The organism is Enterobacter asburiae (assembly GCF_024599655.1).
Classification (GTDB): Bacteria; Pseudomonadota; Gammaproteobacteria; order Enterobacterales; family Enterobacteriaceae; genus Enterobacter; species Enterobacter asburiae_D.
In genome coordinates this window covers 1,966,601-1,980,970 of the sequence record NZ_CP102247.1, presented here as the reverse complement: position 1 = coordinate 1,980,970, position 14,370 = coordinate 1,966,601, and the positions used below count along the sequence as shown (strand labels likewise).

At 56.4% G+C, this 14,370-nt stretch carries 13 protein-coding genes; 4 read left to right on the top strand and 9 right to left on the bottom strand.

From position 1 onward, the window contains the following. Positions 1 to 9 precede the first annotated feature (9 nt). The 3 genes from kdgA to zwf form a co-directional block, all read right to left on the bottom strand. Positions 10 to 651, bottom strand: coding sequence for a bifunctional 4-hydroxy-2-oxoglutarate aldolase/2-dehydro-3-deoxy-phosphogluconate aldolase (gene kdgA / locus NQ230_RS09345; RefSeq protein WP_121424187.1), 642 nt, complete (start codon positions 649 to 651; stop codon positions 10 to 12). A 39-nt stretch (positions 652 to 690) separates the two neighbouring features. Next, on the bottom strand, positions 691 to 2,502 hold the full coding sequence (gene edd, locus NQ230_RS09340; RefSeq protein WP_257260879.1) for a phosphogluconate dehydratase: 1,812 nt from the start codon (positions 2,500 to 2,502) through the stop codon (positions 691 to 693). A 233-nt stretch (positions 2,503 to 2,735) separates the two neighbouring features. Then, the gene (zwf, locus tag NQ230_RS09335; protein ID WP_023312228.1) at positions 2,736 to 4,211 is read right to left on the bottom strand and encodes a glucose-6-phosphate dehydrogenase; all 1,476 of its coding nucleotides are present in this window, start codon (positions 4,209 to 4,211) and stop codon (positions 2,736 to 2,738) included. 356 nt (positions 4,212 to 4,567) lie between these two features. Here zwf and NQ230_RS09330 point away from each other — a divergent pair, with 356 nt between their 5' ends. Continuing rightward, on the top strand, positions 4,568 to 5,437 hold the full coding sequence (locus NQ230_RS09330) for a MurR/RpiR family transcriptional regulator (protein ID WP_023312229.1): 870 nt from the start codon (positions 4,568 to 4,570) through the stop codon (positions 5,435 to 5,437). Positions 5,438 to 5,577: 140 nt separating this feature from the next. Continuing rightward, positions 5,578 to 7,020, top strand: a complete 1,443-nt coding sequence (gene pyk, locus NQ230_RS09325) for a pyruvate kinase (RefSeq protein WP_008500455.1) — start codon at positions 5,578 to 5,580, stop codon at positions 7,018 to 7,020. Positions 7,021 to 7,065: 45 nt separating this feature from the next. Here pyk and lpxM read toward each other — a convergent pair whose 3' ends face one another. The 3 genes from lpxM to znuA form a co-directional block, all read right to left on the bottom strand. Continuing rightward, on the bottom strand, positions 7,066 to 8,037 hold the full coding sequence (lpxM, locus tag NQ230_RS09320; protein WP_023312230.1) for a lauroyl-Kdo(2)-lipid IV(A) myristoyltransferase: 972 nt from the start codon (positions 8,035 to 8,037) through the stop codon (positions 7,066 to 7,068). Between the two features lie 121 nt (positions 8,038 to 8,158). Continuing rightward, positions 8,159 to 9,478 carry a murein DD-endopeptidase MepM gene (gene mepM, locus NQ230_RS09315; RefSeq protein ID WP_023312231.1) on the bottom strand — a complete coding sequence of 440 codons (1,320 nt, stop codon included), beginning with the start codon at positions 9,476 to 9,478 and terminating at the stop codon, positions 8,159 to 8,161. A 15-nt stretch (positions 9,479 to 9,493) separates the two neighbouring features. After that, entirely contained in the window at positions 9,494 to 10,438 is a 945-nt protein-coding gene (gene znuA / locus NQ230_RS09310) for a zinc ABC transporter substrate-binding protein ZnuA (RefSeq protein ID WP_193941540.1), read from the bottom strand. 77 nt (positions 10,439 to 10,515) lie between these two features. Here znuA and znuC point away from each other — a divergent pair, with 77 nt between their 5' ends. Together znuC and znuB are read left to right on the top strand one after the other, a co-directional pair. Continuing rightward, complete coding sequence (gene znuC, locus NQ230_RS09305) at positions 10,516 to 11,271, top strand: zinc ABC transporter ATP-binding protein ZnuC (RefSeq protein WP_045326743.1); 756 nt, start codon at positions 10,516 to 10,518, stop codon at positions 11,269 to 11,271. Next, entirely contained in the window at positions 11,268 to 12,053 is a 786-nt protein-coding gene (gene znuB / locus NQ230_RS09300; protein WP_032658554.1) for a zinc ABC transporter permease subunit ZnuB, read from the top strand. The genes znuC and znuB overlap by 4 nt, the downstream gene beginning before the upstream one ends. Positions 12,054 to 12,123: 70 nt before the next feature. On the opposite strand, the gene ruvB is transcribed toward znuB, so the two are convergent. The 3 genes from ruvB to ruvC all read right to left on the bottom strand — a co-directional run bounded on the left by ruvB (position 12,124) and on the right by ruvC (position 14,359). Next, on the bottom strand, positions 12,124 to 13,134 hold the full coding sequence (gene ruvB, locus NQ230_RS09295) for a Holliday junction branch migration DNA helicase RuvB (protein WP_023312235.1): 1,011 nt from the start codon (positions 13,132 to 13,134) through the stop codon (positions 12,124 to 12,126). Between the two features lie 8 nt (positions 13,135 to 13,142). Continuing rightward, on the bottom strand, positions 13,143 to 13,757 hold the full coding sequence (ruvA, locus tag NQ230_RS09290; protein ID WP_121424193.1) for a Holliday junction branch migration protein RuvA: 615 nt from the start codon (positions 13,755 to 13,757) through the stop codon (positions 13,143 to 13,145). Positions 13,758 to 13,837: 80 nt separating this feature from the next. Further along, on the bottom strand, positions 13,838 to 14,359 hold the full coding sequence (gene ruvC, locus NQ230_RS09285; RefSeq protein ID WP_003859749.1) for a crossover junction endodeoxyribonuclease RuvC: 522 nt from the start codon (positions 14,357 to 14,359) through the stop codon (positions 13,838 to 13,840). Positions 14,360 to 14,370: the final 11 nt, after the last annotated feature.

Here is a 14,370-nt window from a genome sequence, read left to right as displayed (position 1 = left end):
GCGAATGGCTTACTGCTTAGCGCCTTCAACCGCTTCGCGAGCCAGTTTGGTGATGCGATCCCAGTCGCCCGCTTCCAGCGCATCCGCCGGAACCAGCCATGAACCACCGATGCACAGCACGCTTTTCAGCGCCAGGTAGTCACGGTAGTTGGCAGGAGAGATACCGCCCGTCGGGCAGAAGCGTACCTGAGAGAATGGACCCGCAATCGCCTGCAGCGCTTTGGTGCCGCCGTTCGCTTCAGCCGGGAAGAATTTGAACTCTTTCAGACCGTAGTCCATGCCCAGCATCAGTTCAGAGACGGTGCTGATGCCCGGAATCAGCGGAATGGTGCCTTCAGTGGCGGCTTTCAGCAGCGGCTCGGTCAGGCCAGGGCTGATGGCGAACTGCGCGCCCGCGTCGGTCACTTCTGCCAGCTGCTGCGCGTTGAGAACGGTGCCCGCACCGATGATGGCGTCCGGCACTTCTTTGGCGATAGCGCGGATAGCGTCCATCGCGCAGGCGGTACGCAGGGTGACTTCCAGAACGCGAACGCCGCCCGCAACCAGCGCTTTCGCCATCGGTACTGCGTGCTCCAGCTTGTTTACCACGATAACCGGCACGACAGGGCCAGTGGTCAGGATTGCTTCTGCACTTGTTTTCCAGTTTTTCATCAGAGTTTTCTCTCGCCAGATCGTTAAAATCAAGTCGTCTTAAAACGTAATACAGGTTGCGCCCTGCTCCGCACCGGAGAGTTTCTCACGCAGCGCGCTGAACATTTCGCGTCCGGTCCCCACGCGCGATGCGCTCAGGTCAGGAATATGGGGCTGACGTGCCGCCAGCTCGGCGTCATCGACCAGCAGGGTTAACTCGCCCGTCTGGCCGTTAACGCGGATCATGTCACCGTCGCGCACTTTCGCCAGTAAACCGCCGTCGTAGGCTTCCGGCGTTACGTGGATGGCTGAAGGCACTTTACCGGATGCCCCAGAGAGGCGTCCATCGGTGACTAACGCAATTTTGAAACGGCGGTCCAATAATACACCAAGTGGTGGCATAAGTTTATGTAATTCTGGCATCCCGTTCGCTTTAGGCCCCTGGTGACGCACCACCACCACGCAGTCTTTATCGAGCAGACCGGCGTCAAAGGCGGGTAACACGTCGTGCTGGCTTTCAAACACCACCGCCGGCGCTTCGATAATCTGGTTCTCTTCCGGTACGGCAGAGGTCTTCATTACCGCGCGACCGAGGTTGCCGCTCAGCACTTTAGTGCCGCCGTGAGGTGAGAACGGTTTGTCGATGGTGGCGATCACCTGCGCATCAAGAGACGCGCTCGCCCCTTCGCGCCAGTCCAGCTCGCCGTTGTTCAGCCACGGCTCCTGGGTGTAGCGCTTAAGGCCAAAGCCCGCCACGGTATTTACGTCTTCATGCAGCAGCCCGCCTTTCAGCAGCTCGCGCATCAGCAGCGGTACGCCGCCTGCGGCCTGGAAGTGGTTAATATCCGCCGGACCGTTCGGGTACAGGCGTGCCATCAGCGGCACCACGGAAGAGATTTCGGAGAAGTCATCCCAGTTAATCAGAATGCCCGCCGCACGCGCCATAGCCACCAGGTGCATGGTGTGGTTGGTTGACCCCCCGGTTGCCAGCAGCGCGACAATCCCGTTGACGATGACTTTTTCGTCAACCATTTTGCCCATCGGCATCCATTCGTTGCCGTTGCCGGTCAGGCGCGTGACCTGACGGGCCGCGGCCTCGGTCAGCGCCTTGCGCAGCGGCGCATCCGGCTGGATAAAGGACGAGCCCGGAAGCTGCATTCCCATAAACTCCACCACCATCTGGTTAGTATTAGCCGTACCGTAGAACGTACAGGTCCCCGGCGCATGATAGGACGCGGCTTCCGCCTCCAGCAGCGCCTGACGGTCAGCTTTCCCTTCCGCGTACAGCTGGCGGATACGCACTTTTTCTTTGTTCGGCAGACCGCTCGCCATTGGGCCTGACGGCACGAAGATCGCAGGCAGGTGCCCAAACGACAGCGCCGCCATTACCAGGCCCGGGACAATCTTGTCGCACACGCCGAGATACAGCGCACCATCAAACATGTTGTGTGACAGGCCCACCGCCGCAGACATCGCAATCACTTCGCGGCTCAGCAGGGACAGCTCCATGCCGTCCTGCCCCTGCGTCACGCCGTCGCACATGGCAGGTACGCCGCCTGCCACCTGGCCCACGGCATTTACGCTGTGCAGCGCGTTACGGATGATAGCGGGATAGACCTCATACGGCTGGTGAGCGGAAAGCATATCGTTATAGGAAGTAATGATGGCGATATTGTTACGCAACATGCTTTTCAGCGACGCTTTATCATCAGGCTGGCAGGCGGCGAAGCCGTGCGCCAGGTTCCCGCAGGCCAGCTGAGATCGGTGGACGGTGTTGCTCTTTGCCTGTTCAATCCGGGCGAGGTAGGCCGAGCGGGTCTCTTTCGAGCGCTCAGTAATGCGCTGTGTTACGCGTAACAATGTCGGATTCATAAAAGCTCCTCTAATTTATCTGTCCGGGCTCGGGAGTTTACAAAGTCGCTGGCAGTTGTTAACAACGCTGAAACGCTTGCTGTCCGGAGCTCAGGGGCAAAATCACTTCCGGCAGTGTAATAAAAAAAGCTCCGCGGGTGAATCCACGCGGAGCTTAAAAGTTGAAAATTGTGCCACTAGCTGTGTTAGATCATGTTACCGGTAAAATAACACTTACGGGCTAGAGGATTATCTTACTCAAACTCGTTCCAGGAGCGGCCATCGCGGGTGATCATCGCAACCGACGCGACAGGTCCCCAGGTCCCCGCCTGATACGGTTTTGGCGCATCCTGATCGGCAGCCCAGGCTTCGGTGATGGAGTCGACCCATTTCCACGCTTCTTCCACTTCGTCGCGGCGCACGAACAGTGCCTGGATACCGCGCATGGTTTCCAGCAGCAGACGCTCGTAAGCATCGGCCAGGTGCGTCTGGTTGAAGGTTTCGGAGTAGCTCAGATCCAGCTTGGTGGTCTGCAGGTTGTGTTTGTGATCCAGGCCCGGCACTTTGTTCAGGATCTGGATATCCACGCCCTCGTCCGGCTGCAGACGAATGGTCAGTTTGTTCTGCGGCAGCTCCTGCCAGGACTCTTTGAACAGGTTCAGTTCCGGGTTTTTGAAGTAAACCACCACTTCGGAACATTTGGCTGGCAGACGTTTACCGGTGCGCAGGTAGAACGGAACCCCCGCCCAGCGCCAGTCGTCGATATCCACGCGGATGGCCACGAACGTCTCGGTGTTGCTGGACTTGTTCGCGCCCTCTTCTTCCAGGTAGCCAGGCACTTTTTTGCCTTGCGCAAACCCGGCGGTGTACTGGCCGCGAACGGTCTTCTCACGCACGTTGGAGCGGTCGATGCGGCGCAGTGACTTCAGCACCTTCACTTTTGCGTCACGGATGCTGTCAGCCGTCAGGTCAGACGGTGGAGACATGGCAATCATGCACAGAATCTGCAGCAGGTGGTTCTGGATCATGTCGCGCATCTGGCCGGCCTGGTCAAAGTAACCCCAGCGGCCTTCAATCCCCACCTCTTCCGCCACGGTGATTTCCACGTGGTCGATAGTGCGGTTGTCCCAGTTATTCACAAACAGGGAGTTAGCGAAACGCAGCGCCAGCAGGTTCAGTACCGTCTCTTTACCGAGATAGTGGTCGATACGGTAGACCTGGCACTCTTCAAAGAACTCGCCCACCTGGTCGTTGATTTCACGCGAGGTTGCCAGCGACGTACCCAGCGGCTTCTCCATCACGACGCGCGCCGGTTTGGCGTTCAGTTTGGCTTCGCCCAGACCTTTGCAGATGGCGCCGAAGGTGCTTGGCGGCATGGCGAAATAGTTAATGGTGACACGGTTTTTCTGATCCAGCATCGCGCCTAAACGGGTAAACGCGCTGACGTCATTGACGTCCAGGTTGCAGAAATCGAGACGTCCACTCAGGGTATCCCACAAACTTTCATCAATTTTTTCCTTCATGAAAGTTTCGAGCGCCTCACGGACGACTTTGGTATAAGCGTCTTTGTCCCAGTCGGCGCGCCCTACACCCAGGATACGGGTATCCGGATGAATTTGGCCCGCTTTCTCCAGTTGATACAGGGAAGGCAGCAATTTTCGGCGTGCAAGATCGCCTTTCGCGCCGAAAATGACCAGGTCACATGCCTGGGCTGTTTGCGTTACCGCCATGTCATTCTCCTCAGTTGGATCACCTGGTACTTCTGCCAGGTATCGTTGTAATTTTATTACAATGCACTGTACTGCTTTTACGTCATTCCCGAAACCATTAGCGCTTATCGTCGCGTGCGATAACGCGATTTTTCCCTCTCTGGAGGATTACGACGGCGCAATGACGCAACAACCGCCGTTTCTTTGCGCAACAGGGTCACGGCAAAACCCGACACCGATCAAGTAATGAAAAAAAACAACAACATTATCTTGTCGATTATTACCCTTTAGGGAAGCCACAAGGGTAATATCGGCTAAATCGAATCACGATTTCATCAATTTATGAAATCGTTTACACCCATGAGCGTCCTGTTAACATGAACATGCTGGAAAAAATCCAGTTTCAACTGGAACACCTTAGCAAATCCGAGCGAAAAGTGGCCGAGGTCATTCTCGCCTCCCCCGCTCAGGCGATTCATTCGAGCATCGCCGCTCTGGCACAGGAAGCGGGTGTTAGCGAACCGACGGTCAACCGCTTTTGCCGCAGCCTGGAAACGCGCGGCTTTCCTGATTTTAAACTGCATCTGGCACAAAGTCTGGCTAACGGCACCCCTTATGTTAATCGTAATGTGGATGAAGACGACAGCGTTGATGCCTATACCGCGAAAATTTTTGAATCGGCTATGGCTTCGCTCGACCACGTCCGCCAGTCTCTGGACATGAGTTCCGTGAATCGCGCGGTGGATTTACTCACCCAGGCCAAGCGGATTGCGTTCTTTGGTCTCGGGTCGTCGGCGGCCGTAGCGCATGACGCGATGAACAAATTTTTCCGCTTTAACGTCCCGGTTATTTATTCCGATGACATTGTGCTGCAACGCATGAGCTGTATGAATTGCAGTGAAGATGACGTCGTGGTACTGATTTCGCATACCGGCCGCACCAAGAGTCAGGTAGAGCTGGCGCAGCTGGCCCGTGAAAACGATGCCATGGTGATTGCCCTCACCACGGCAGGCACGCCGCTGGCGCGTGAGGCGACGCTGGCGATCACCCTTGACGTGCCGGAAGACACCGACATTTATATGCCGATGGTTTCCCGGCTGGCGCAGCTTACCGTGATTGACGTGCTGGCGACCGGTTTTACCTTACGTCGGGGCGCAAAATTCCGGGATAACTTGAAGCGGGTCAAGGAAGCGCTGAAGGAATCGCGTTTTGATAAAGAATTGCTTATAAAGAGCGATGTTCCCTGATAGTTGATAACGAAGACGTAACCAATAATTACGATGTAACGATTTACGGCATTCGGTCCACTCTCCGCTGCCTTGCAGCAGATGAAGACCGATTCAATGTTCACGCAACACCAAAGTTGTTTCAGTCAACGGAGTATTACATGTCCAGAAGGCTTCGCAGAACCAAGATCGTAACCACCTTAGGCCCGGCCACCGATCGCGATAACAATCTTGAGAAAATTATCGCCGCTGGTGCCAACGTGGTGCGTATGAACTTCTCTCACGGTACGCCAGAAGACCATAAATTACGTGCCGACAAAGTGCGTGAAATCGCAGCAAAACTGGGCCGCCACGTGGCCATCCTCGGCGATTTGCAGGGTCCAAAAATCCGCGTATCGACCTTTAAAGAGGGTAAAGTTTTCCTCAATATCGGCGACAAATTCCTGCTGGATGCCAACCTGGGCAAAGGCGAAGGCGATAAAGAGAAAGTCGGTATCGACTATAAAGGCCTGCCGGCTGACGTGGTGCCTGGCGATATCTTGCTGCTCGACGACGGTCGCGTACAGCTGAAGGTGCTGGAAGTTCAGGGCATGAAAGTGTTCACCGAAGTCACCGTCGGCGGCCCGCTCTCCAACAATAAAGGCATCAACAAACTGGGTGGCGGCCTCTCTGCTGAAGCGCTTACCGATAAAGACAAAGCGGACATCGTCACTGCCGCGCTGATCGGCGTTGACTACCTGGCCGTCTCCTTCCCGCGCTGCGGCGAAGATCTGAACTATGCGCGTCGCCTGGCACGTGATGCAGGCTGCGATGCCAAAATCGTCGCGAAAGTTGAACGCGCGGAAGCCGTTTGCGATCAGGATGCTATGGACGATGTGATCCTCGCGTCCGATGTGGTAATGGTTGCGCGCGGTGACCTGGGCGTGGAAATCGGCGACCCTGAGCTGGTAGGTATCCAGAAAGCGCTGATTCGTCGCGCACGTCAGCTGAACCGCGCGGTGATCACCGCCACTCAGATGATGGAGTCGATGATCACCAACCCAATGCCAACCCGTGCAGAAGTCATGGACGTGGCTAACGCCGTGCTGGACGGTACCGATGCGGTGATGCTCTCTGCGGAAACCGCTGCGGGCCAGTATCCGGCAGAAACCGTGGCCGCCATGGCGCGCGTCTGCCTGGGCGCTGAAAAGATCCCAAGCATTAACGTTTCTAAACACCGTCTGGACGTGCAGTTCGACAACGTAGAAGAAGCGATTGCGATGTCTGCGATGTACGCGGCAAACCATCTGAAAGGCGTTACCGCGATCATCACCATGACCGAATCTGGCCGCACCGCGCTGATGACTTCTCGTATCAGCTCTGGTCTGCCGATCTTCGCCATGTCCCGTCACGAGCGTACCCTGAACCTGACCGCGCTGTACCGCGGCGTGACGCCGGTTCACTTCGACAGCACCAATGACGGCGTAGCGGCGGCACACGATGCCGTAAACCTGCTGCGCGACAAAGGCTATCTGGTGTCCGGTGATATCGTCATTGTGACCCAGGGCGATGTGATGAGCACCATCGGCTCAACCAACACCACGCGCGTCATGACCGTCGAGTAATAACGTCTGTGTTAAAAAGCCCTCTCCAGACGGAGAGGGCTTTTTTTATTTCCTCGGATAAAGCTCTTTGCGTTTATAGGGCTCTGTTTCACCCGGTTTACGCGTTTTAAGCAGCTTCAGTATCCACGTGTACTGTTCGGCATGTGGCCCCACCAGTATTTCCACCTCTTCGTTCATTCGACGCGCGATGGTGTGGTCGTCCGCGGTGAGCAGATCGTCCATCGGCGGACGGACCTCAATACTCAGACGATGCGTTTTGCCGTCATAGACCGGGAATAGCGGGATTACGCGGGCACGACAGACCTTCATCAGACGGCCAATCGCGGGGAGCGTTGCTTTATAGGTTGCAAAGAAATCGACAAACTCGCTGTGCTCGGGGCCGTGGTCCTGATCCGGTAGATAGTAGCCCCAGTACCCCTGACGTACCGACTGAATGAAGGGCTTAATGCCATCGTTACGCGCATGCAAACGTCCGCCAAAACGACGACGCACCGTGTTCCAGACAAAATCGTAGATTTTATTTCCCTGGTTATGGAACATCGCCGCCATTTTCTGCCCCTGAGAGGCCATGAGCATCGCCGGAATATCAACGCCCCAGCCGTGGGGGACGAGGAAAATGACTTTCTCGTCGTTGCGGCGCATCTCCTCGATAATGTCCAGCCCTTTCCAGTCAACGCGATCGACGATTTTATCCGGCCCTTTCAGCGCCAGTTCCGCCATCATCGCCATTGCCTGCGGCGCGGTGGTATACATCTCATCAATGATTGCCTCGCGCTCGGCGTCGCTTTTCTCAGGAAAACAGTAGTACAGGTTGATCTGCGCGCGGCGGCGGGCGCTCTTGCCTAAACGCCCGGCCAGACGGCCAATTTTACCGAGAACGGGATCGCGAACAGAGGCAGGCAGCATCGCCATCCCCGCAAAGGCGTAAACACCAAGCCAGGCGCCCCAGTTGCGCGGATGGCGGAAGGATTTTTCAAACTCAGGAATGTATTCAATATTGTTTTTTTTGGTTTCCATGCTGGATCCAGGGTCTGATGACGCAAAATTTAATTCAGATAGTGTAGCGAGGCAGTCGTCCACGCACAAAAGAAAAAGCCGGCGTCAGTGTGCGCCGGCTTTTTTAACAAAAACAGAGAGCTTAGTTTAGGCTCAGCTGCGGCATCACCTCTTTCACCTGCGCCAGATAATCAGTACGATCTTTACCTGTCAGGCCTTCGGTGCGCGGCAGTTTCGCCGTCAGCGGGTTCACTGCTTGCTGGTTGATCCACACTTCATAGTGCAGGTGCGGGCCAGTAGAGCGTCCGGTATTGCCGGAGATCGCGATACGGTCACCGCGCTTCACCTTCTGGCCCGGTTTGACCAGTAGCTTACGCAGGTGCATATAGCGGGTCGTATAAGTACGACCATGACGTACCGCGACATAATATCCGGCGGCACCGCTACGCTTGGCCACCACCACTTCGCCATCCCCTACCGCCAGTACCGGCGTGCCCTGCGGCATGGCAAAGTCAACGCCACGGTGCGGCGCGACGCGCCCGGTTACCGGATTCAGACGACGCGGGTTAAAGTTCGAGGAGACGCGGAACTGTTTTGCCGTCGGGAAGCGCAGGAAGCCTTTCGCCAGGCCCGTACCGGTGCGGTCATAGAACTTACCGTCTTCGGCACGAATCGCGTAGTAATCTTTGCCCTCGGAGCGCAGACGTACGCCCAGCAGCTGGCTTTGCTCGCGCTTGCCGTCCAGCATTTCGCGGGACATCAGGACGGAGAACTCATCGCCCTTCTTCAGCTTGCGGAAATCCATCTGCCACTGCATGGCTTTGATCACCGAGCTGATTTCAGCGCTGGTCAAGCCTGCATCGCGCGCGCTGGAGACAAAGCTCGCGCCCACGGTGCCTTTCAGAACGCTGTTAACCCAGTCGCCCTTCTGCATTTCGCTGGTCATCTTGAAACCGTTTGCAGTGCGATCGTAGGTGCGGGTTTCGCGGCGGGACATTTCCCAGGTCAGACGCTGGAGATCGCCATCCGCCGTTAATGTCCAGGAGAGCTGTTGTCCGATTTTCAGGTTACGAAGATCTTTATCCGCAGCCGCCAGCTGGCTAATATTACCCATGTCGATGCCGTACTGGTTCAGCACGCTGCTCAGCGTGTCCCCGGTTGACACAACATATTCGTGGATACCCGCTTCGTTCTCGGTTTTATCGTCCAGTTCATCCTGCGGGATGGCTTCATCTTCCTGAGCCGCCTGGTCGATAGGCTCACTGGCTTCAGGCAGCAAAGAACGGATTTCGCTCTTTTCAAGCTCAATGGTTTTAATGATAGGGGCAGAACTCGGGTGGTAAACATAGGGCCGCCAGACGGCGACCGCTAAGGTGAGTACTGTAAGCGACCCCAGCATAACGCGGTGGGGTCGAGGCAGATTGTTAAATGCCAGGGCGACAGAGCGGGCTATCTGTTGCACGTATTCACTTCCTCGTTAATCTCCTTTCAGGCAGCTCGCATACTGGTTCGCCAGTTGGCTGAGGAACTGCGAATAGCTCGCTTTGCTCAACTGGATATTCGTACCTAGCGGGTCAAGGGTTCCCATGCGCACGGATGTTCCCCTGGCCACGGCTTCTACGACCGCTGGCCTGAACTGTGGCTCAGCAAAAACGCATGTCGCTTTTTGCTCAACCAACTGTGTTCTGATTTCATGTAAACGCTGCGCACCAGGCTGAATTTCAGGGTTGACGGTGAAGTGACCCAGCGGGGTCAAACCGTAATGTTTTTCGTAATAGCCGTAGGCGTCATGAAAAACGAAATACCCTTTTCCTTTCAACGGTGCGAGCTCATTACCTACCTGCTTATCGGTTGCGGCTAATTGTGCCTCAAAATCCTTCAGGTTGGCGTCTAGTTTGGCTCGACTTTGCGGCATAAGTTCCACTAATTTGTCATGGATTGCAACCGCTGAAAGCCGCGCTATCTCTGGGGATAACCAAAGATGCATGTTGTACTCGCCGTGATGGTGATCTCCATCACCTTTTTCACCGTCTGCAGCATGATGGTCATGCTCGTCGCCGTCGTCGTCCGCCCCTTTCATGAGCAACGGTTTCACGCCAGGGAGTGCAGCAATCGCGACCTGCTTTTCGCCAGCAACCTGTTTTGCTGACTTCTGCATGAACGCTTCCATTTCCGGACCAATCCAGACGACTAAGTCCGCGTTTTGTAAGCGTTTTACATCTGACGGGCGCAGGGAATAGTCATGCTCGGATGCACCATCAGGGAGCAGAACCTGGGTTTCCGTTACTCCGTCTGCTATGGCCGAGGCGATGAATCCGAGTGGCTTAAGCGAAGCGACAACCGCAGCGTTAACATCTTGTGCGGTTGTACCCCAAAGGGCAGCGGATAATGCTGCGAAAAGAAGCGTATTTTTATGTAACATAATGCGACTGATCATCGTAGTGAATGCGTGGAATGTGATATTATAACATTCGTTGACTTCTTCAAGCCTAAAATGACATGACGACATTGGTTTCTCTTGAAAATATTTCGGTCTCATTCGGCCAGCGCCGCGTCCTCTCTGACGTGTCGCTCGATCTGAAGCCCGGCAAAATTCTGACGCTGCTCGGTCCCAATGGCGCAGGCAAATCCACCCTGGTGCGCGTAGTGCTGGGTCTGGTCGCACCCGATGAAGGCGTGATCAAGCGCGAGGAAAAATTGCGTATTGGCTATGTGCCGCAAAAACTTCACCTCGACGCCACGCTGCCGCTGACGGTCAGCCGTTTCCTGCGTCTGCGCCCCGGTACACGGAAAGCCGATATTCTCCCGGCGCTGAAACGCGTGCAGGCGGGCCATCTCATCGATGCGCCGCTGCAAAAACTGTCCGGCGGTGAAACGCAACGAGTCTTACTTGCCCGCGCGCTGCTGAGCAGCCCGCAGCTGCTGGTGCTGGATGAGCCGACTCAGGGCGTGGACGTGAATGGTCAGGTTGCGCTTTATGATCTGATCGACCAGCTACGTCGAGAGCTTGATTGCGCAGTGCTGATGGTGTCTCACGATCTCCATCTGGTGATGGCAAAAACCGACGAAGTGCTGTGTCTCAACCATCATATCTGCTGCTCCGGCACGCCTGAAGTGGTGTCAATGCATCCGGAATTTATCTCTATGTTTGGCCCTCGCGGCGCCGAACAGCTGGGCATTTACCGCCATCATCATAATCATCGCCATGATTTACAGGGACGAATTGTACTGCGTCGGGGAAATGGACACTCATGATTGAACTGTTACTGCCCGGCTGGCTGGCCGGGATTATGCTTGCCTGCGCCGCGGGCCCGCTTGGCTCGTTTGTGGTCTGGCGCAGAATGTCCTATTTTGGCGATACCCTGGCGCATGCGTCTCTGCTGGGCGTTGCCTTTGGTCTGCTGCTGGATGTGAACCCCTTCTACGCGGTGATTGTGGTTACGCTGCTGCTGGCCGCAGGTCTGGTCTGGCTGGAAAAGCGCCCTCACCTAGCGATTGATACGCTGCTTGGCATTATGGCGCACAGTGCCCTGTCTCTGGGTCTGGTGGTGGTCAGCCTGATGTCGAACATCCGCGTGGATCTGATGGCCTACCTCTTCGGTGACCTGCTGGCTGTGACGCCGGAGGATCTTATCGCTATCGCCATTGGCGTGGTGGTGGTGCTCGCTATACTGCTCTGGCAGTGGCGGAATTTACTGGCCATGACCGTCAGCCCGGACCTGGCATTTGTCGACGGCGTGAAGCTGCAGCGCGTGAAGCTGCTGCTGATGCTGGTGACGGCGTTAACGATTGGTGTAGCGATGAAGTTTGTCGGCGCGCTGATTATTACATCACTGCTGATCATCCCTGCCGCCACGGCGCGTCGTTTTGCCCGTACGCCGGAGCAGATGGCCGGTGTGGCCGTTATTATCGGGATGATTGCCGTAACGGGTGGGCTAACCTTCTCGGCGTTCTATGACACGCCTGCGGGGCCGTCCGTGGTGCTCAGTGCGGCGGTGCTGTTTATCTTCAGTATGATGAAAAAGACCGCACAGTAGCGGGTATGTCCCCGGTGGCGCTTCGCTTACCGGGGCTACAAAACCATCCGAAACCGTCATCCGGCACGATTTACGGCATTGCCGGTGGCGTAATGCCGAAATGATTCCACGCCCGCACCGTTGCCATACGTCCACGCGGGGTGCGCTGTAAGAAGCCCTGCTGGATCAGATACGGCTCCAGCACATCTTCAATCGTCTCACGCTCTTCCCCAATAGCCGCCGCCAGGTTATCCAGCCCGACCGGGCCGCCAAAGAACTTATCCAGCACCGCCAGCAGCAGTTTACGGTCCATATAGTCAAAGCCTTCGGCATCGACGTTCAGCATATCCAGCGCCTGAGCGGCGATCTCGGCGGAAATCGAGCCATCGTGCTTCACTTCGGCAAAGTCACGCACGCGGCGCAGCAGGCGGTTGGCGATACGCGGCGTACCGCGGGAACGTTTCGCCACTTCAAACGCGCCCTCTTCGCTCATTTCCAGCCCCATATAGCGGGCGCTACGGCCAACAATGTGCTGGAGGTCCGCCACCTGGTAAAACTCCAGACGCTGTACGATGCCGAAACGGTCGCGCAGCGGAGAGGTCAACGACCCGGCGCGGGTGGTAGCGCCAATCAGGGTAAAGGGCGGCAGATCGATTTTAATGGAGCGCGCGGCCGGGCCTTCACCGATCATGATATCCAGCTGGTAATCTTCCATCGCCGGATAGAGCACTTCCTCCACCACCGGTGACAGGCGGTGGATCTCATCGATAAACAGCACGTCATGCGGTTCGAGGTTGGTCAGCATCGCGGCGAGATCGCCCGCCTTCTCCAGCACCGGGCCGGAGGTGGTGCGCAGGTTGACGCCCATTTCATTGGCGACGATATTCGCCAGCGTAGTTTTCCCCAAACCCGGAGGGCCAAAAATCAGCAGGTGATCGAGCGCATCGCCGCGCAGCTTTGCCGCCTGGATGAAAATCTCCATCTGGGAACGAACCTGCGGCTGGCCGATATACTCATCAAGCAGCTTAGGGCGGATCGCGCGATCCACCACGTCATCTGCCTGAATTGTGCCTGCCGATACCAGGCGGTCTGCTTCAATCATCCTTTACCTCACAATGCAGCGCGCAGCGCTTCACGAATCAGGGTTTCACTGCTGGCGTCCGGTTTGGCAATTTTGCTCACCATACGGCTGGCCTCCTGAGGTTTATAGCCCAGCGCCACCAGCGCGGCAACCGCTTCCTGCTCGGCGTCATCATCCGTGGCAGGGCCGCCAGGAGAGGTCAGTACCAAATCGGCAGCCGGCGTGAACAGATCGCCATGCAGACCTTTAAAGCGGTCTTTCATTTCGACAATCAGACGCTCGGCGGTTTTCTTGCCGATGCCCGGAAGCTTAATCAGCGCCGCAGGATCTTCGCGCTCAACGGCATTCACGAACTGTGGTGCAGACATGCCGGATAAAATCGCCAGCGCCAGCTTCGGGCCAACGCCGTTGGTTTTAATCAGCTCGCGGAACAGGGTTCGTTCCTGCTTGTTATTGAAGCCGTACAGCAGCTGGGCATCTTCACGCACCACAAACTGAGTAAAGACAACCGCCTCTTTGCCCGCGTCCGGCAGCTCGTAGAAGCAGGTCATCGGCATATGGACTTCATAGCCCACGCCACCCACTTCCAGCAGCACTAACGGGGGTTGTTTTTCAATGATGATGCCTCTGAGTCTGCCTATCACGTGACGCTCCTGCGTTCTGGGAGAAATTAACTGCCGACATAATAAAAAAAGGCTGGATGTTTATCCAGCCTGATTTCTCATTATCGTAACCTGCCTCGCGCCAGATTGAGCCGCGACTCGCTCATTTGCATCGCGTTCTGGCTGACGTGACAGTGGGTAATCGCAATCGCCAGCGCATCGGCGGCGTCGGCCTGCGGGTTCGCGGGAAGCTTCAGCAGGGTACGCACCATGTGCTGCACCTGGCTTTTCTCCGCGCTACCAATGCCCACCACCGTCTGCTTGACCTGACGCGCCGCGTATTCGAATACCGGCAAATCCTGGTTCACGGCAGCGACGATGGCAACGCCGCGCGCCTGACCGAGCTTTAGCGCCGAATCGGCGTTTTTCGCCATAAAGACCTGCTCAATGGCGAAATAGTCCGGCTGAAACTGGGTGATGATCTCCGACACGCCCGCATAGATGAGTTTCAGGCGCGACGGCAGATCGTCAACTTTGGTACGAATACAGCCGCTGCCCAGGTAGGTTAGCTGGCGTCCAACCTGCCGGATAACGCCATAACCGGTGACGCGTGAGCCTGGGTCAATCCCGAGAATAATCGACATCACGCGTCTCC